Here is a 20283-nt window from a genome sequence, read left to right on the forward strand (position 1 = left end):
ATGAACGCTCAACAGATAGAACGCTTACTGGAGCAACACGGTATTAAGCTAACAGCCAATCGAATACTAATAGCCAAAATCATGTCTTCCTTGGATTATCCAGTATCAATGAGAGAATTGGAAACAATGCTCCTCACGATGGATAAGTCGAGTATCTTCCGCACGTTATCACACTTCAAAAGCCATCATTTAGTGCATCAGTTGGAAGATGGGAACGACATTGTGCGTTACGAACTATGTCATAGTCTGAACAAAGAAACCGATGAAGACATACATGTACACTTCTATTGTGAACACTGCCATCGCACCTTCTGCCTCAATGAAATACCCGTTCCGCAAGTCAATTTACCTACTGGTTATAGGCAGACAGCCGTTAACTACATGATTAAAGGAATCTGCCCAGATTGCTCCCATCGGTAGATTCTTTATCAATAAGTAATAAAAAACGGTCAAGATAAGATGTTGTATTAATAGTTTTGATTATCTTTGCAAGAGATTAAAACAATTAGAATAGTAATGAATTATACTATTGAGAAGGTAACGACACTAATTGGTGCACGCCGATATGGTACTAAAGAGGCTAATATAAGCTTCGTTCTCACCGACAGTCGATCACTCTGCTTCCCTGAAGAAACATTGTTCTTTGCACTCAAAACAGAGCGTAATGATGGTCATAACTATATACCGGAACTATATGCAAGGGGCGTTAGGAACTTCGTAGTAGAGGTAGTTCCAGATAACTGGGAAACGCTCTACTCGGGTTCAAACTTCCTAAAGGTTGTGGGCAGCCTAGAGGCTTTGCAACGTCTAGCAGAGCGTCATCGCGATGAGTTCCTCATACCGATTGTGGGCATAACAGGCTCTAATGGCAAGACAATGGTTAAGGAATGGCTTTATCAACTACTATCTCCTCAAATGGTGGTAACGCGTTCTCCAAGAAGTTATAACTCTCAGATCGGTGTCCCACTATCGGTTTGGTTGCTCAATGAAAACACCCAAGTAGGGGTGTTCGAAGCGGGCATCAGTAAGCCAGGAGAGATGATGGCGTTGCGCGATATCATACAACCTACCATCGGAGTGTTCACTAGTTTGGGTACAGCTCACCAAGAGAACTTCCCTTCCATAGAGGCTAAATGTAAGGAGAAGTTATGTCTTTTCCATGACACGCAAGCGATTGTCTATTCTATGGATGACGATGTTCTGACACATTGCTTGGCTCAATATAACTACCAAGGAGAGCAACTTAGTTGGTCAACAAAGCATACGGACGCAACGTTCTATATAAAGTCTATTGAGAAGAAGGACATTGAGACTACCGTTACTTACACATGGAAAGGTGGGAAAGAAGCCCAGTATAAGCTCCCATTTATCGATGATGCAAGTGTGGAGAACTCTATCACTTGTGCTGTTGTTGCACTACATTTAGGTGTAACGCAGGCTGCTCTTGCAGAGCGAATGGCGCAATTGGAACCTGTTGCTATGCGATTGGAAGTGAAAGAGGGACAGCATGGTTGCACGCTTATCAACGATTCCTACAACTCTGATTATAACTCACTTGACATTGCACTCGACTTCATGAATCGTCGTCCAGACCATAAGGGACGCAAGAGAACACTGATATTGAGTGATATACTTCAGAGTGGCGAGGATGACAAGGAACTATATAATAAGGTGGCATTCCTATGTGAGAAGCGTGGAGTTGATAAGTTCATCGGCATTGGCGAAGGGCTTTTAGCAGAGCGCAATGCCTTTAAGCATTTAGGAGAAAAGCATTTCTTTGCTACTATCAATGCCTTCATTCATAGCGAGGTATTTGCTAACTTGCACGATGAAGTGATCCTTTTAAAGGGTGCAAGACAGTTTGGTTTTGACCATCTCACCGAACTATTGGTAAAGAAAGTACATGAGACTGTATTGGAGGTAAACCTCAATGCGGTGGTAGATAACCTCAACTGGTACCGTTCTTTTATGAAGCCTGAGACCAAACTAGTGTGCATGATCAAGGCTGATGCTTATGGAGCTGGAGCCGTAGAGATTGCTAAGACGTTGCAAGATCATCGTGTCGATTACCTTGCTGTGGCTGTGGCTGATGAGGGGGTAACGCTCCGCAAGAATGGTATCACAAGTAACATCATGATCATGAACCCAGAGATGTCATCCTTCAAGACGCTCTTTGATTATGATCTTGAGCCTGAGGTTTACAGTTTCCGACTCCTTGATGCACTCGTCAAAGCCGCTCAAAAGGAAGGCATAACGGGCTTCCCTGTTCATATCAAACTCGATACTGGTATGCACAGACTGGGCTTTGATCCACAGAAAGACATGGATGAATTGATTGATAGACTTAAACATCAGAATGCAATCATACCGCGTTCTGTCTTCTCTCACTTCGTTGGCTCTGATGCAGATAGCTTCGATGAGTTCTCAGCCAAGCAGTTTGCTTTATTCGATGAGGGTAGTAAGAAGCTGCAAGCAGCATTCAAACACAAGATCATCCGACACATAGATAATTCATCAGGAATCGAACACTTCCCAGCACGTCAACTAGATATGTGTAGGCTAGGATTGGGTCTTTATGGTATCAATCCACGCACAAATAAGATTATCAACAATGTTTCTACGCTCAAAACAACCATCCTTCAGCTTCGCCATGTGCCTGCGGGTGACACGGTAGGATACTCTCGTAAGGGTTCAATAGACCATGATAGTGTTATCGCCGCAATACCTATTGGCTATGCAGATGGGCTCAATCGCCACCTTGGGAATCGGCATTGTTATTGCTTGGTAAACGGTCAGAAGGCAGAATATGTAGGCAATATTTGCATGGATGTAGCGATGATTGACGTTACAGGTATCGATTGTAAGGAGGGCGATAGCGTTGAGATTTTCGGCGACCACCTGCCTGTCACAGTCCTTAGTGATGTATTAGACACGATTCCTTACGAGGTTCTCACCACTATTAGTAACCGTGTGAAACGGGTTTACTTCCAAGACTAACGAGTGCTATTCATCCCCTCTTCTTCTCTTGAAGAGGGGATAGATTGTATCAAACTCACCTTCTCACAGTCATTTTTAACACTGAATACACAGATAAAAGGACGACTCCATAACTTCCTTTCATCCGTGTATTCTGTGTTTAAGATGAACTTAGTAACAAATAAATAACTATAAGATTTATGGAGATAATATACTTAATTCTGGGACTTATCATCGGTTTCGTCATCTCGTTCTTGTGGCTAAAAGGCAAGATGACACAGGATGTGAGCAAAGCAAATGAGCAACTGGCAGCACTCCGCAGTCAGCTGGAAGCGGAGCAAAAGAGCATAGAGGATCGCCTTGCTGTCGCTAAAGAGAATGCGACACAACAGGTGGATGCAACGAAAGAAGCGGCTGACCGACAATTAGAAGAAGTCAAGAACAGCTACACCCAACGCTTGGAAGCAGAGCGCAAACATAACGAGGAATTACGTAACGAACTACAGAAACAGGCGGAGGCTAAGAACAAGTTGCTGCAAGAGGAGGTGCGTAACATGGCGGCTCAGATGCTTTCAGAGAGTCGAGAGAAGATGAATACGGCTGATAAAGAGCGTCTCGAGGCTTTACTCACGCCTTTGAAGGACCGCTTGGAGGCTTTCAATCAGACGGTGACAAACAACAGTAAGGAGACAGCAGCTAATAAAACAGAGATCAAAACGACCTTCGAAGAGGCGATGAAGAGACTTCATGCCGAGCAAGAAATGACCATTAAGGCGATGCGTGAAGACCAAGAACGAACGGTGAAGGAGCTTCGCGAACAGACAGAACGCATTGGAAATGATGCCGCCTCACTAACGAAAGCACTCAAGGGGGACTCGAAGATGCAAGGTGACTGGGGTGAGATGATTCTCGAAAAGACCTTAGAAGACTGCGGGCTTATTAAGGATCAGCAGTTCTTCCTACAAGAGAATTACAAGGACGAGGAGGGTAATAACTTCCGACCAGATGCTGTTATCGAGTTGCCGAATAAGGAGAGAGCAGTCGTTGACTCGAAGGTTTCGCTCACAGCTTACCAATCGGCAATAAAGGAAACAGACCCTGATGAGCAGGAGCGATTGCTGAAAGAGCATGTAAGCTCCGTGCGGAAACACATCGACGAGCTATCGGCTAAGGGCTACGAGAAGATTGTCCCTGGTTGTATCGGCTATGTCTTGATGTTCATCCCCTACGAGAGTGGCTATTCCGCAGCCCTCAAGACCGACCCTTCTATCCTACAATACGCCTACAGAAAGCATATCATCGTACTCAGTCCGAGCAATCTCCTCATGGCATTGCAACTGACCCGCACGATGTGGCAGAACTATCGATTGAATAAGAATGTAGATGAGATTCTCCGCCAGTCGAACGATCTATACGATAAGTTCGTGACCTTCGGTGAAACCTTCGTAAAGATTGGGACAAGTATTGAGAAGCTCCAATCAGACTTCAACAAGGCTAAGGGACAACTCAACGAAGGCAAAGGTAATATCATTAGACGCCTCGAAGGTATGAAGACGCTGGGGATTACTCCGAAGAAGCAGATACCTGATAACCTATAAGACACACATCACAAAAGACCCCACTCATGGTCGGATAAGTACCACACCATGAGTGGAGTCTTTTCGTTTATACACCTTTATATAATAGTGGAAAACTTATTTCAACAAGAACTTCCGCCTCGACTCGATGATATCCTCCATATTCTCACTTGCCCACGAGAGTAGATTATCAATCAGAGGCAACAGACTCTTTCCCTTCTTCGTAAGCGAATACTCCACACGAGGTGGTACCTCTGGAAAGACTTCACGACGAATGAGTCCATCGGCCTCAAGCATCTTTAGCGTTGCTGTCAACATCTTTTGAGAGATGTCTGGGATATTCCTTTGCAACTCTTTAAAGCGTTGGTTATCGTTCGACTCAAGGGTGAAGAGCACCAGCATTGACCACTTATCTCCTACTCTAGAGAGCACATTTCGGATAGGACAATTAGGGTAAAGAGCATCTCTAATATCACTTCTGTTCATTTCTAATAACGTCTATGTGTCTTATTGCTATACAAAAGTAACCATTAAAGTCAACGTTCCCTTTTACTTTATAGTTAAACTATGTAAAACTAAGAAACGGCAATCTCTCTATTTACCGTATTACTTACTTCAAGGTAACTGGCTGACCTTTGCGTGCCTACTTGTGCGATTCTATGAAAGAATATACCTTTGCATCGTCAAAACAAAATAATAACAATTAAACAAATAAAGCATTATGAAGACGATTGAAACAATTAAGAATGGTAAGAACTACACAGCAGTAACAGTTGGAAAGCTCAACGAGATCAAAGATTATGTGCTCCCTATGGGCGAGATTGAGATACCTGGTAAGGTGTTCGCAGGGCAGGCTTTGCACGCAACAGGTAGTGAGCTATCATTCCAAACACTCGTTCCAGGACAAGACAGTGGCTTCTTGCACACACATAAAACGCACGAGGAACTTTACTTCATACTAAAAGGTGAGGGCGAATATCAGGTAGATGGAGATATATTCCCAGTCTCAGAAGGTAGTATCATACGTGTTGCTCCAGAAGGCAAACGCGCATTGAAGAATACAGGTAAGGGCGAGTTGCTCATGCTTTGCATACAATATAAGGCAAACAGCTTCGTTGAAAGCGACTCTCCCGCTAGTGATGGAAATATCTTAAATGAGCCACTTAAATGGTAACCGACCCCTTATTTCCAACGTGTCCGATACGTAATGTCCTTGCAAGGATATGCCGACCGGACACGCTGTGGATTATCCAGTTACTCGGTGCAAGTGGTTCGAAAGGATACAACACACTACTAAGGGATGTTCCTGAGAGCGAACTCTCCGATTCCTTACAAGTATTAATACAGGACGAGATTATCACGGAGAAGGCTGGTAAATACGCACTCTCTACAACAGGTAAAGAGTTGTTCCCATTAGTAACATCGCTCATAACTTGGTGTAATGAGCACCTTAACTAAATATTCTTCTTATTATTTGCACGGTCATAAACGCCTTACACACAGCAGAAAAGAATACCTTTATATACAAAGCATACACAAACAAGCATTCAATAGAGCGTTCCCTCCATTTCAAGAGAGGGTGTGTCAAAATGGACACATCCTCTTTTTCTACTCCTCTTTACTTCATCTACCGCATAATTCGTTATTTACTGCAGCTATGCCGCTAATTTCATATAAAATGATTTGTTGGGCTTCCAATAGCTTATATAAACTTCTATAGAGCATCTGAAGGTGACTAAAAGTACCTCCATAATAGCTTTTAGCTCCTTGAGATTATTTTTTTTGCACATTTTTCCTATGTTAAAGGCAATAGCAAAGAAGGCAAAATCCATATTGACCTTGTCTTTTCCAAAATGCCTAAACCTCTTGTAGGCTTTATTGTATTTTGTTTGTCCAAAAACAGCTTCAGGTTCTATGCACCTTCGTCCTCGATGCTTGATGCCTTCTTCCGAGGTCAGTAGTTCCCGTGCCTTTTGTTTATAGTACTGTAGTTGGTGGTTTACTTCTATAATTCTGTTCCCTCTTGCCTTAAAACATGAGCCTCTCAACGGACAACCATCACAGCGTTCTGCCTGATAACGTACACTGTAAGTAACGAATCCATTAGAGGTTAGGGAACGCTTCATGCCTATACGCTTCATATGCTGTCCCATAGGGCAGACGTAGAAATCCTGTTCCTTATTATAATAAAGGCTTGCAGGACAGAATGGGTTAGGTGTATAGCGTGGATGCTGCTCTTTATGGAAGTAGTTATACTTCACATAGGCTTCCATATTATGTACGTCCATGAACAGATAGTTCTCCTCGGAGCCATACCCTGAATCGGCTACGACTGTCTTGGCATAACGATGGTAACGTGAGTTGAAGGACTCCAAGAAAGAAGGAAGTGTAAGCGTATCTGTACGGTTAGCATAGAGTGCAAAGTCGATGATAAACTGGTTCTCAGTTGCTATCTGCAGATTATATCCAGGCTTAGTCTGTCCGTTCCGCATAGCATCCTCCTTCATGTGCATAAACGTAGCATCAAGGTCGGTCTTGCTGTAGGAGTTTCTCTCCCCCATAATCTCAAGGTGTTGGTCATACTCTTGGAGTTTATTACGTTTCTTCTCAAGCTCTTTAAGCTGTTTTTTCTTGGTTCTAACAGCCTGCTTCTCTTCTTTTGTCTTAGGCTCAGGGGATGATTCCAAAGACTTGTTCAATTCCTCGGATATCTCATCGAGCAGAGCTGCAGTAAACTCGACACCTTCTGTCTTAGCGGCATTGTCCTGCGCTATGACATCATCAACCTGGAGCAAGAGTGTGCGTATTTGTTCCTGCAACTTGGCGCGGTTCTTTTCCACGGTTCTCTTCCAAACGAAGGTATACTTGTTGGCTTTCGATTCTATTTTTGTGCCGTCAATATATTCAACGTCAAGACTTATCAAACCTTTGGCTGCAAGTACTAATACCACTTGTGTGAAGATATTGTTGATTTCCTTTTTCACACGATTACGAAAACGATTGATGGTAATAAAATCAGGCTGCTCATATCCTGCCAGATAGATGAAATGAATGTCACGCTTGAGAAGCGACTCTATACGACGGCAGGAATAGATATTATTCATATAGGCGTAAAGAATCACCTTGAGCATCATTTGTGGATGATAAGGCTTACGCCCACTGGGCTTATAAAGCTTGTAGACATTATCCAATATAAGATTATCCACCAAGGCGTCTAAAAGACGAACAGGGTTATCTTCTGCGATATCCTTATCGATTCTTTGAGGAAAAAGAATCATTTTCTTGTGTATGTAAGAACGAAAGTGTACCTTTGTCATAATGAGATTTTTTTGTATGCCTAAAGGTACAAAAACTTTAGGAAATAGCAAAGCCCTGGCTTGAGAAAGTCGGGGCTTTGTGCATAAAAAAGAGTGTGTGGCTATTTTGACACACCCTCTTCTCGCATAAAGGAAAGGCTCTCTTCATTTCGAGCAGACGCCCTTCTGCAATGCTATTGATTTGTCAATACGGATTATTTTAGCTATCTTTGTCCACCAAACAAAACAGTACATTCAATGGCAACAGTTGACGACAAGAAGATTATCTTCTCAATGGTGGGCGTGTCAAAGATCATCCCACAGAACCAAAAACAAATCCTGAAGAACATTTATCTATCGTTCTTCTACGGCGCAAAGATAGGTATCATTGGTCTTAATGGTGCGGGTAAGTCCACCTTAATGAAGATTATTGCAGGGCTCGTAGAGCCTACGCAGGGTGAAGTTGTGTGGAGCCCGGGTTATTCGGTGGGCTATCTACCACAGGATCCACCGCTCGATGAGAGTAAAACAGTCAAAGAGAACGTCATGGAGGGAGTGCAACAAATCTATGACGCACTCAAAGAGTATGACGATATCAATGTGAAGTTCGGCTTGGAGGAGTATTACTCTGATGCCGACAAGATGGATAAACTCATGCAGAGACAGGCTGAACTTCAAGACATCATCGACGCTACTGACGCATGGAACATCGACTCTCGACTGGAACGGGCGATGGATGCCTTGCGCTGTCCTAAGGGCGATTTGCCTGTGACAAATCTGTCTGGTGGTGAGCGCAGACGCGTTGCCTTGTGCCGATTACTCCTACAGAAGCCCGACGTTCTACTGCTTGATGAGCCTACCAACCACCTCGATGCAGAGAGTATCGATTGGTTGGAACAGCACTTACAGCAGTATGAAGGCACCGTTATTGCCGTCACTCACGACCGTTACTTCCTAGATGATGTGAGCGAATGGATACTCGAACTCGACCGCGGGGAAGGGATTCCTTGGAAGGGAAACTACTCTTCTTGGCTCGATCAAAAGACCAAACGCATGGAACAGGAAGAGAAGTCTGCATCGAAGAGACGTAAGACTCTCGAGCGAGAACTGGAGTGGGTTCGCATGGCACCAAAGGCTCGACAGGCAAAAGGTAAGGCTCGTTTGAACTCATACGAACAAATGCTCAACGAGGAACAGAAGCAGCGCGAAGAGAAGTTAGAGATATTTATCCCGAATGGTCCACGTCTCGGTAATAAGGTGATTGAGGCGCAGCACGTGAAGAAGGCGTTTGGCGATAAGGTGCTATTCAACGACCTCAACTTCATGTTGCCACCTAATGGTATCGTTGGTGTCATCGGTCCTAATGGTGCAGGAAAGACCACCCTCTTCCGCCTCATCATGGGACTTGAGCAGGTAGATGGCGGTACGTTTGAGGTGGGTGAGACCGTTAAGTTGGCTTATGTAGACCAGCAACACAAGGACATCGACCCTAACAAGACCGTTTATGACGTAGTGGCACAGGGCAACGAAACCATCCGCATGGGTGGGCGTGACATCAATTCGCGTGCTTATCTGTCACGTTTCAACTTCTCAGGAACCGACCAGAGCAAACTCTGTTCAGTGCTATCTGGTGGTGAGCGCAACCGCTTGCAACTGGCATTAGCCCTTAAGCAGGAAGGCAATGTGTTACTCCTCGATGAGCCAACGAACGACATCGACGTGAATACGCTACGTGCGCTTGAGGAAGGCTTAGAGGCTTTCGCAGGTTGTGCAGTAGTCATCAGCCACGACAGATGGTTCCTCGATCGTATTTGTACGCACATCCTTGCTTTCGAAGGCAATGGCGAGGTCGTATTCTTCGAAGGCGGTTTCTCCGATTACGAGATTAACAAAGCGCGCCGTCTAGGTAATGAAGAAATCAAGAAAGGCAGGTATCGCAAACTAATGGAAGAGTAAAACTTCACTCAAGGGGATGTATCACAAGCGTTATTAACGACTGATACATCCCCTTTTTCTTATGTATATCTTATTCGTTCAATAAGGTCTTATCACCCGCAAAACCATTATTCTACACAATTATACAAGCCTATATAATGAATTGTAACTCAATACATGGAACGCATCTCAAACTATGATACTTATTGTTTCAGGCTCCGAGACACACAATTTCAGGCTCTGAAACACACAGTCTCAGGCTCTGAAACACACAGTCTCAAGGCTTGAAACACACAGTCTCAGGCTCTGAAACACACAGTCTCAGGCTCTGAAACTCTCATTACTATGCGCTGGTTTGAGAGTGACAAAAGCCTATGCAGGGCATTCTTTCATATAAGTGAGCGCACCTATTAGCGTCCGTCTTTACTCTTCGCCCTATCACCTACGAACAAAAAGAAGTGCTTCATGCGAGTGTAACACTTGCATAAAGCACCTCTTATATATGCTATTGTGTGAGAGTAAACACGTTAACGAGTAAACGGGTAAACAAGTTGTTACCTCGTTACCCACCGTCCCTAATCACTCCCCTCTCCATTCGGAGAGGGGTTGGGGGTGAGGCTGTAGAGGGGTTGTGTAGGGCTGTTATTGGGAGATTAGGCTTCTTTTCGATTCTTAAACCTCATATATCCCGCTCCAATAATAGCCAAGAGCAAGATGACGATAGCGATGTAAGCGATTGTCTCAGTCGTGGATATACTCGTTGGATGGAAGTCGAGTACAACCGTGTGCTTGCCTGCCTTCACATTCAAAGCACGTAGGATGTAGTTCACCCTACCGAGTTCTGCAGGCTGACCATCAATCGTTGCTGTCCATCCAGGATAATAGATTTCAGCGAAGACAACCACTCCACCCTTCTTAGAATCTATAGTGTATTGCAGGTTGTTAGGCTCATACTTGACGAGTTTCACTATAGCCGTTGAATCGTTACTCTGTGCTTGTCCGAGGACAGACTCAAACTTCTTATCTGCAACGGCTTCGTGACGTACATCAATCTTACCTACTCCAGCATATTCCGCGTTGGCATCAGCTACATAGTTAATCTTATCTACGAACCATCCATTCCCTTGTGCATAAATATTCTGCAAAGGCATCGTTGCACCTCCTTGCAATGGTAGGATGAAGTACTTCGTGTTAAGCATATTCAATACAGGGAACACTTTCGCGCCATCCACCTCCTGCATATTTCCATTCTTAGCAGCGATTGCCTGCATAGCAGCTTGCATCTCGGGTGCAATGTAAGCATCAATCATCTCTTGATAACGACGCAACTTCGCTGGGTGATAACCACCGATACTCTTATGGAAGAAAGATGTCTCGTTCTCGTTAAAGGTGTTCGAAGCGAGGTTCAACACACGGTAGTCAAGGCTCTTATCCTTCATAATGGCAAGGTCAGTGGAAGTGGCTTGATGAGGCATATCACGCTCACTCTTGGGAACAAACATCTCATCATTTAGGTATCGTTTGTCCACTTGCCACATATCAACAAGACAAAGTACCGCCATGCAGATAACCATATAATCGGCACGTAACTTCTTCATCTTGTAGAGGAACAAGAGGGCGAAACCTATCAAGATCACTATGACCGAACGCCATGCATCAGCACTTACCATTGCCTCACGCATCGCTGCGATGTTAGCTAAAATCGTGTTAGCAGTATTGCCATCCATGCCTTGGATACTGGTAATCATCTGACGCTCTTGGTCGCTGACAAAGGGTTCCATCATACCTGGGAACAGGGCAATCAATAGCGCAACACCTGCTGTAAGGGCTAAACTGATGTAAACGAACTTCATCTGTTTGGTAAGTACTTCAGGCTCATCAACCATCTTCTTCAAGGCAAGAGCAGCCAAAAGAGGTATCGTGAACTCGGCTATTACGAGGATACTAGCCACAGTTCGGAACTTAGCATACATCGGTATATAATCGAGGAAGAAGTTCGTAAAGCCCATGAAGTTATGTCCCCATGCGAGAAGAACCGACAGAACAGTAGCCGCCAGTAGTGCCCATTTCATAGAGCCACGCACAATGAACAATCCTAAGATGAAGAGGAACAACACGAAAGCACCCACGTAAACAGGTCCACTAGTGCCTGGCTGCGTACCAAAGTATTGCGGTATTGCATCATAGAGTTGCGGTATCATCGATTGTATCTGTGGGTCGGCTTTTGCCATAGCAGTGGCGTTCTTGCTCAATGGGACAGTAGCCCCACCCTTCGCATCAGGCACTAAGAGCGTTAGAGTCTCATCAATGCCATAACTCCATTGGGTTATGTAGTCACGATCTAAACCAGAGCTTGTTTGATTGGCGGCATCCTTCTTTACCAACTCACTCTTGCCTCGCATGCTCTCCTTCTGATACTGCCATGTGTGATAGAGGCTTGATAGATTGATTGCAATACCAATCACTGCGGCAGCTGCCACGACGCCAGTCGACTTCATAAAGCCTGCTAGTTGCTTCTCACGCACAGCCTTTACAAGGTAAGCTATCACCATGAAGAGGATGATAAACAGGTAGTAATACGTCATCTGCACGTGGTTCGCCTTTATCTCAAATGCCGTGAAGAGTGCCGTAACAATGAATCCCGACAGGTATCTACCACGATAGGCTAAGACGATACCAGCAATCATTGGCGGTAGATAGGCTAATGCCATTACCTTCCACAAGTGCCCTGCTGCGATGATAATTAGGAAGTAGGACGAGAATGCCCACATGATACTTCCGAGTGCAGCTAACGTCTGTCTGAAGTCGAAGGCACGCAACAGAATATAGAAACCTAACAGGTAGGCGAAGAGGAACCATACGTTATCAGGCAACCAGAGATGGTATGCGTTCATCACTTGTGACAGTCCATCAGTCGACTGATAAGATGGAGACATCTGATAAGTAGGCATACCTCCGAAGATAGAATTAGTCCATCTTGTTGTCTCACCCGTACGATTCTGATACTCTGTAAACTCCTGTGCCGAGCCAACACCAGCCGATGCATCGTGCTGAAAGAGTATCTTTCCCTGTGTAATAGGCACGAGGAAGTAAGCGAAAGAGATAATCGCAAACACCAAGATAACCACTACATCAGGTAGAAATTTCTTATAAGTTCTCATTTTAATAGCCTTTTGTTCTTTCTAAAGTATGCGTATTATGCGTGCAAAGTTACAAAAAACAAAGTACTTACAACATCCAACTTCTAACTTTTTCGTACCTTTGCAGTATGAAAATAGGAATCATCGTTGCGATGGACAAGGAGTTCACACAACTCAAGTCAATTCTCTCAGACACGCAAACAGAGCGTTATCATCATAAAGACTTCGTAACAGGAACGTTAGAGGATAAGGAGATTATCCTGCAACAATGTGGTATTGGTAAGGTTAACTCGGCTATTGGAGCTGTGGAGATGATTAATCATTACAACCCCGACTTAGTTATATCAAGCGGTTGTGCAGGCGGTGCCGACACCTCTTTGGAGGTAACTGATGTGGTGGTAGCAAGCGAGTGTACTTACCATGACGCATATTGTGGTGACGAGGTGCAGTTCGGTCAGATCATAGGGATGCCAGCCCGTTTTAAAGCACAATCAGCACTTATTGAGAAGGCTCTCTCACTAAATACACGCCACGATTGTAAGGATATTCATGTCAAAGCAGGGCTCACTGTTAGTGGCGAATGGTTTGTTAATACAAGAGAGAAGATGCAACAGATCCTTGATAAGTTCCCATCGGCAACGGCTGTTGACATGGAGAGTTGCTCCATTGCACAGGTCTGCCACGTCTACAAGAAACCCTTTATATCCTTCCGCGTCATCAGTGATATTCCATTGAAGGATAACAAGGCTAGCCAGTACTTCGACTTCTGGAATAGAATAGCTAACGGTAGCTTCGAGGTGACGAAGCACTTTATTAGTATCATATAAAAGGAGTGAGTGCCTCGTTACACAGCAATATAACAACAAAAGAAAGCAACTATGAACAAGATTCCATCATTCACTATTGACCACGAGCGATTGCTACGTGGCATTTACGTAAGCCGTAAAGACGAGGTAGGCAACGAGGTTGTTACCACTTTCGACATACGTATGAAGGAGCCAAACCGTGAGCCTGTGCTGCACGTGGGGGCTATCCATACTATTGAGCATTTGGCTGCTACCTATCTTCGAAACGACCCGGAATGGAAAGACCGAGTTGTATATTGGGGACCAATGGGCTGCCTGACGGGTAATTACCTTATCCTTCAAGGCGACTTGGAGTCGAAGGATATTGTAGAACTCATGCGTCGCACCTTCCAATTCGTCGCTGATTACGAGGGTGAGATACCCGGTGCTGCACCACGCGACTGCGGTAACTATCTACTACATGACCTCCCCATGGCTAAGTGGGAATCACGTAAATTCCTCACAGAGGTGCTGGATAACATCACAGAAGCTAATCTTCTGTATCCGGAGAAAGAGTAGACAAGTGGACGAGTAGACGGGTAGACAAGTTGCTTGATAGTATCGGTATTCATTGCAAACAACTTGTCTACTCGTCAACTTGTCTACCCATTAACTCATCAACCACTAACACAACCACACCATGCCACAATCAATTCATACAGAAAGTATGACCCAAGGCGCACCATCTCGTGCCATCATCAAGTTTGCCATACCCCTTATTCTCGGCTACCTATTGCAGCAGATGTATCTAATCATCGATGCCGCCATCGTCGGGCGATGGATAGGAGTGAACGCATTAGCGGCTGTTGGAGCCTCAAGCAGTATCATGTTTCTTATCATGGGGTTCTGTAATGGTTCGTGCGCAGGCTTCGCCATCCCTATAGCACAGGCTTTCGGAGCAGGCGATTATCACAAGATGCGATGCTACGTAAGCAATTCCATCCGTATTGCCGTTGTATTGGCAATCGTCATCACATTGCTTTCTTGCGTTTTTTGTGGTAAGATTCTTCACCTCGTCAACACGCCAGAGGATGTGTTCCATGACGCTTACGTCTTCCTCTTCCTACAGTTCTGTACGATTCCATTTACCATTGCTTACAACTTACTATCAGGTCAGATACGTGCACTGGGGAACTCGAAGCAACCTTTCTACTTCCTAATTGCATCGTCATTCCTCAACATCTTGCTTGATATCGTGCTTATTCTCTTATTGAGAATGGGCGTAGAAGGAGCAGGTATCGCCACTTTCTTGAGTCAGGCTGTTGCTTCCGTTCTGTGTTGGTGGTATATTAAAAAGAAGCTAACGATCCTTGTTCCCAAGGGCGAGGAACGCTCTTTTGATAACAAGAAGATTAGTATTCTACTAAACAATGGCATACCAATGGGATTGCAATTCTCCATCACTTCCATTGGTATCATCATGCTTCAGAGTGCAAACAACGCCCTGGGTACGATCTATGTAGCGTCGTTTACGGCGGCAATACGCATTAAGTATCTCTTCACCTGTGTGCTGGAAAATATCGGCGTAGCCATGGCAACCTATTGTGGACAGAACATTGGAGCTAAGAGAATAGACCGAGTAAAGACGGGAGTACGTGATTCTATGTGGATTATGATGGCTTACTTCGTATTGACAGTAGCGATTATCTATCCTTTTGCAGACGAGATGATGATGCTCTTTGTCAATAGTGGTGAGCAAGAGGTCATTGCTAATGCAGCTCAACTCATGCGTATAGCCAACTGGTTCTATCCGTCATTAGGTGTGCTGGTCATCCTCCGTTATAGTATTCAAGGGCTTGGATATAGCAATTTGAGTATGATGAGTGGTGTCATGGAAATGATTGCCCGTTGTGGTGTTAGCCTTTGGTTAGTACCAACCTTCGCATGGTTAGGCGTCTGTTATGCCGACCCTGTCGCATGGATAATGGCTGATTTATTCCTTATCCCTGCTTACTTCTGGCTTCTACGTAGATTGAAACAACGGGGGAAGTAAGTAGTCTTTGAACCCATTTCCAACATCCTCAAAGGGAGGATGAACGAACGTGAGCAAATTAAGAGAGCCTCTTCTCCATTTAAGGAAAGCGTTTCTTTGACATGAAGAAACGCCTTCTTCGCATTGAAGAGGGCGTTCCTTCAAAACAAGCAAGACTTTCCCAACAAACTTCCATTAGGCAACATCCCCTCCTTCAGAGGGACTTGAGGAGGCTTTCCGTTAGATTAGAAGAAGGTAATAGGGCTGTTTTTACAAATCAAACTTATAACCAACAGACACCTCAAAGACCTTATTGCGGGCGATTAGTCCATGCTTATAAGCATTAAGTACACCCATATTATAACGAGCATCTAACACCACATTCTCATACTCATAACTGATACCAACGGGGATTGAAAGGTCGAACTTACGTAGTCCTTTCTTAGTATCTATGTCCATCACACCCTCTTGCACATTCGTTCTATGCCCATCTGCATCAAGGTCATAACTAAGCATTCCAGCATGATAGTTACCATAGATTAAGAAAGAAGGAGCGACACCTACGTTGATTGAAAGCCCCGGCGCAATGTAAGAATGACCCAAAAGAGGAACAGAGATATAGTCCGTTCGAGCGTAATGATCGTGCCATATCACACCATTATCATCAACGTCCTTGTACTTACAACCTGCTTGAACGTAACTTAAACCGACTGATAATCCAACTACATCAGACGCCTGATACATCACATCGACACCGCCTGTAAAACCTGGGCGAGCCTGTGGCTTCACCTCTTGAGATTGATTACCACCAATCACTGTGCCGCCTGATTGATGAGTTAGAGAGGCTATCGACACGCCAACATGAGGTATCACCGACCATGTTCCAACCCTACTCTGTGCAAAAGAAGCTAACGAGATGGCACTCAAGAAAGCTAATGTAATTATCCGTTTCATTTGGTTTTGAATGTTGTTAAGTTAAAGATTACATCATAGAAAACGATATTATTCGCTATTTATTATACTCTCCCTGCTTGCTCATCAGACTTAAATCCTCTCTTCTTATAAACCATTCTTATTCAAGGTTAGGCTATCTCGCTCCCCACCATAGAACATTTTCAGTACTTCTTCAAAGATATCATTAGGACAAACTACGTCAAATAGCGTCATAGAAGATTTGAGTTTAACGGCATCAATACTACTCCCCATTACCCTTTTCACATCCATATTGCCATGCAACAAGACTGCTTTAGTGATTTTGCGTAAGCGTTCGTTCAATAGTGGATGAGCCAGATAAGTGCGTGCTTCGTCGGTATCAGCCAACCCATAATACTGCGAATACGCACTGTGACCAAAGCCTTTTAGCTGTGGGAAAATAAACCATATCCAATGCGTCTGCTTGTGTCCTTGCTGCATTTCTACCAATGCTTGGCGATAAGTATTGCTCGTATTCTGTGCCTCTATAAAACGTTCAATATTAAAAGGATCAGCCTCTCGACAGCCCAACAAGTCTTCAAAATCATTAAGAACACCACGCAACTCGGGAGTCAGAAGGGCATAGCAATAACTTGAAAGCTTCTTCGGAATCACGTAAAAGGCTTGGGCTATACCACCAGCCATTGCTGCTATCGTATCAGAATCGCCTCCTGTAGATACCGCTAAACGTATCACATCTTCAAAATTGGCGCCTTCAAGGAAAGCTAAAAGAGCCTGTGGGACAGAATTCTGACAAGACATATCATAGGAATAAGTAGGTCGGATATCATCCAATTGCCGACTTAAATCATAATGAAAGTGCTCCTCTACATAGCTCTTAATCTCTTCTTTCGTTGCTCCATGACGTGCAAGATAAATGGAGGAAGCAATTGCTTGTGCTCCTTTTATACCTTCGGGATGATTGTGTGTCACCTCTGCTGATATCTTTGCAAGACCTAATGCTTCCTGTAAACTATGCGCATAGAAAGCAACGGGGCTTACCCTCATAGCAGAGCCATTCCCATAGCTATTATAAGGTCGAGGCTCTGGATTATACAACCAACGCATAAAACTACCGCCATAACCAGCCATTGGATAATGTCTGCCAAGCTCTTGCATGTGTCGAACCAGTGTTTCTTTGCGATGTTCCTTATTGCCACACAACCATCGAGCCACAGCCAACGTCATCACCGTATCATCTGTGAATTTACTCCTCGGAGTAAACAAATGAAACTCTTTCCGCTTCGTATTATTAAACTCATAGGCTGACCCTATGATGTCTCCAACTATTGCTCCTAACATAGACTACGACTTTACATACCTGTTAATCAATAATATCTTACCTTTGATATAACAAACGGGAGTTATACAAAAGGCTACAAACCCGAATACAAAAATAGCTATAATCCATTAATGAAACAAATGAAAATAGAGGAAAACTAACGGAAGGGACAAAATAAGAAGATGGTTATTTTTAAAGTTGCTGTCACTCCTGTCATAATATTGACGTTATAATCTACTAACTACAAGACCGTTACGAGAAGTGTTAAAAGTGACAGCAACTACAATAAACAAAAAATTAGTAATAAAGAGAGGGGCGACTATCCCACTGGATAGTCGCCCCTCGTCTTATGATTGAAATAAGATTTAATCCTTGTTCTCGCGTTTACGCTCCAAATGATCAAGCGTTATCTTGCGCATACGGATGTTCTTTGGCGTTACCTCAACATACTCGTTAGCCTTGATATACTCAAGACATTCCTCAAGACTCATTTCTGTCTTTGGTATAACACGAGCCTTCTCATCAGAACCAGAAGCACGGACATTGGTCAACTGCTTTGCCTTTGTAACGTTGATAACAAGGTCGTTATCATGAACGTGCTCGCCTACAACCTGTCCACCATATACTTCTTCACCTGCATCAATGAAGAACTTACCACGATCTTGGAGCTTATCAATAGCATAAGCATAGGCTGTTCCAGTCTCAAGAGCAATCATTGAACCATTGGTACGGCGTACTATCTCACCCTTAAAAGGCTGATAGTTCTTGAAACGATGCGCCATAATAGCCTCGCCCTGACTAGCAGTAAGGACGTTAGTACGTAGACCTATGATACCACGTGATGGGATTTCGAAGGTAATGTTAACACGATCTCCCTCTGCATCCATACCCAACAAGTCGCCTTTACGACGTGTTACCATATCAATCATCTTACTTGAGAAGTCTGTTGGTACATTGATTGTCAATTCCTCGATAGGCTCACATTTCTGACCATCAATCTCCTTGTAGATAACTTGTGGCTGTCCGACTTGAAGCTCGTAGCCCTCACGACGCATTGTCTCAACAAGAACTGAGAGGTGAAGAACACCACGACCACTGACAATCCACTTATCCATTGAACCTTCTACTGGACGAACACGCAATGCTAGGTTCTTCTCTAACTCTTTGTTCAAACGATCACTAATGTGGCGAGAAGTACAGAACTTACCTTCTTTACCAAAGAAAGGAGAGTCATTAATGGTGAAGAGCATACTCATAGTAGGCTCATCTACCGCAATAGGTGGTAATGGTTCTGGGTTCTCAAAATCTGCGATTGTATCACCTATCTCGAACTTCTCCAAACCAATTACAGCACAAATATCACCTGAATCGACATGATCGGTCTTCTTATGTCCCATACCTTCGAAAGTATGAAGCTCCTTTATCTTCGTGCGTTCTTGTGTTCCATCACGATGGCAGATTGTTATATTCTGACCATCCTTCAATGTACCACGATGTACACGACCGACAGCAATACGACCAGTATAGCTTGAGTAATCCAAAGATGTAATCAACATCTGTGGTGTACCCTCGAGCTGCTTAGGTGCAGGAATTGCTTCGAGAATAAGATCTAGCAAATATTCAATATTATCAGTAGGCTTCTTCCAGTCTTCACTCATCCAACCATTCTTAGCAGAACCATAGACAACTGGGAAGTTTAACTGCTCCTCTGTAGCATTCAAGTCACACATAAGATCGAACACCATCTCGTATACTTCCTCTGGACGACAGTTAGGTTTGTCTACCTTATTGATAACAACAACAGGCTTCAAACCTAATTGCAAAGCCTTTTGCAACACAAAACGAGTTTGTGGCATAGGACCTTCAAAAGCATCTACGAGCAATAGGCAACCATCTGCCATGTTCAATACACGCTCTACCTCACCACCAAAATCAGAGTGACCAGGAGTATCGAGGATATTAATCTTTACACCTTTCCAATTGATACTTACATTCTTACTTAAAATCGTTATCCCTCGTTCACGCTCCAAGTCATTAGAGTCGAGAACTTCTCCACTGTTGTCTTGTCCATCACGGAAAAGCTTACCAGCGAGCATCATCTTGTCAACCAAGGTCGTTTTACCATGGTCAACGTGCGCAATAACTGCGATGTTACGAATATCTTGCATGTATTTACCTTAAAAACTTACGCTGAATTACGGTGCAAAAGTACTAATAAAAAATGGAAAACGCTTGTCGTTCAGAGAAAAAGTTGTATCTTTGCACCGCGTTTTCGGAGATTCCGATGC

The 20283-nt window shown here is 43.9% G+C and carries 15 protein-coding genes; 9 read left to right on the forward strand and 6 right to left on the reverse strand.

Going from position 1 to position 20283, the window contains the following annotated elements; all coding sequences use genetic code 11:
• The 3 genes from J5A55_RS05915 to J5A55_RS05925 all read left to right on the forward strand — a co-directional run bounded on the left by J5A55_RS05915 (position 1) and on the right by J5A55_RS05925 (position 4574).
• Positions 1-420: a Fur family transcriptional regulator gene (locus J5A55_RS05915; RefSeq protein WP_004384306.1), complete on the forward strand. Its 420-nt coding sequence runs from the start codon at positions 1-3 to the stop codon at positions 418-420.
• Positions 421-516: 96 nt separating this feature from the next.
• Positions 517-2997, forward strand: a complete 2481-nt coding sequence (locus J5A55_RS05920; RefSeq protein WP_004384305.1) for a bifunctional UDP-N-acetylmuramoyl-tripeptide:D-alanyl-D-alanine ligase/alanine racemase — start codon at positions 517-519, stop codon at positions 2995-2997.
• A 179-nt stretch (positions 2998-3176) separates the two neighbouring features.
• On the forward strand, positions 3177-4574 hold the full coding sequence (locus tag J5A55_RS05925; RefSeq protein WP_004384303.1) for a DNA recombination protein RmuC: 1398 nt from the start codon (positions 3177-3179) through the stop codon (positions 4572-4574).
• Between the two features lie 96 nt (positions 4575-4670).
• Here the strand turns inward: J5A55_RS05925 and J5A55_RS05930 are convergent, their stop codons facing one another.
• A complete protein-coding gene (locus tag J5A55_RS05930; protein WP_004384302.1) occupies positions 4671-5039 on the reverse strand; it encodes a winged helix-turn-helix transcriptional regulator in 369 nt (122 codons plus the stop codon).
• 235 nt (positions 5040-5274) lie between these two features.
• Between J5A55_RS05930 and J5A55_RS05935 the strand changes: the two genes are divergently transcribed.
• Both J5A55_RS05935 and J5A55_RS05940 read left to right on the forward strand, forming a co-directional pair.
• Positions 5275-5727, forward strand: coding sequence for a cupin domain-containing protein (locus tag J5A55_RS05935; protein ID WP_004384301.1), 453 nt, complete (start codon positions 5275-5277; stop codon positions 5725-5727).
• Positions 5721-6011: a winged helix-turn-helix transcriptional regulator gene (locus J5A55_RS05940; RefSeq protein WP_004384300.1), complete on the forward strand. Its 291-nt coding sequence runs from the start codon at positions 5721-5723 to the stop codon at positions 6009-6011. Before J5A55_RS05935 ends, J5A55_RS05940 begins: the two co-directional genes overlap by 7 nt.
• 197 nt (positions 6012-6208) lie before the next feature.
• Here the strand turns inward: J5A55_RS05940 and J5A55_RS05945 are convergent, their stop codons facing one another.
• A complete protein-coding gene (locus J5A55_RS05945; protein ID WP_211802924.1) occupies positions 6209-7870 on the reverse strand; it encodes an IS1182 family transposase in 1662 nt (553 codons plus the stop codon).
• A 237-nt stretch (positions 7871-8107) separates the two neighbouring features.
• On the opposite strand from J5A55_RS05945, the gene ettA reads away from it, so the two are divergent.
• Entirely contained in the window at positions 8108-9805 is a 1698-nt protein-coding gene (gene ettA, locus J5A55_RS05950) for an energy-dependent translational throttle protein EttA (protein WP_004383854.1), read from the forward strand.
• A 632-nt stretch (positions 9806-10437) separates the two neighbouring features.
• Here the strand turns inward: ettA and J5A55_RS05955 are convergent.
• The gene (locus tag J5A55_RS05955) at positions 10438-12945 is read right to left on the reverse strand and encodes a YfhO family protein (protein ID WP_004383853.1); all 2508 of its coding nucleotides are present in this window, start codon (positions 12943-12945) and stop codon (positions 10438-10440) included.
• 107 nt (positions 12946-13052) lie between these two features.
• Between J5A55_RS05955 and J5A55_RS05960 the strand changes: the two genes are divergently transcribed.
• The 3 genes from J5A55_RS05960 (at position 13053) to J5A55_RS05970 (ending at position 15762) form a co-directional block, all read left to right on the forward strand.
• Positions 13053-13751, forward strand: a complete 699-nt coding sequence (locus J5A55_RS05960; protein ID WP_004383852.1) for a 5'-methylthioadenosine/adenosylhomocysteine nucleosidase — start codon at positions 13053-13055, stop codon at positions 13749-13751.
• Between the two features lie 51 nt (positions 13752-13802).
• Positions 13803-14288, forward strand: a complete 486-nt coding sequence (locus tag J5A55_RS05965; RefSeq protein ID WP_004383851.1) for an S-ribosylhomocysteine lyase — start codon at positions 13803-13805, stop codon at positions 14286-14288.
• A 121-nt stretch (positions 14289-14409) separates the two neighbouring features.
• Positions 14410-15762 carry an MATE family efflux transporter gene (locus J5A55_RS05970; protein ID WP_004383850.1) on the forward strand — a complete coding sequence of 451 codons (1353 nt, stop codon included), beginning with the start codon at positions 14410-14412 and terminating at the stop codon, positions 15760-15762.
• A 249-nt stretch (positions 15763-16011) separates the two neighbouring features.
• Here the strand turns inward: J5A55_RS05970 and J5A55_RS05975 are convergent, their stop codons facing one another.
• From J5A55_RS05975 to typA, 3 genes are all read right to left on the reverse strand, one after another.
• On the reverse strand, positions 16012-16695 hold the full coding sequence (locus tag J5A55_RS05975; protein WP_004383848.1) for a porin family protein: 684 nt from the start codon (positions 16693-16695) through the stop codon (positions 16012-16014).
• Positions 16696-16800: 105 nt separating this feature from the next.
• Positions 16801-18015, reverse strand: coding sequence for a DUF1810 family protein (locus J5A55_RS05980; protein ID WP_004383847.1), 1215 nt, complete (start codon positions 18013-18015; stop codon positions 16801-16803).
• A gap of 345 nt (positions 18016-18360) precedes the next feature.
• A complete protein-coding gene (gene typA, locus J5A55_RS05985) occupies positions 18361-20163 on the reverse strand; it encodes a translational GTPase TypA (protein WP_004383846.1) in 1803 nt (600 codons plus the stop codon).
• Between the last annotated feature and the right edge of the window lie 120 nt (positions 20164-20283).

The sequence above is a fragment of the Prevotella veroralis genome, from assembly GCF_018127765.1.
Taxonomy (GTDB): Bacteria; Bacteroidota; Bacteroidia; order Bacteroidales; family Bacteroidaceae; genus Prevotella; species Prevotella veroralis.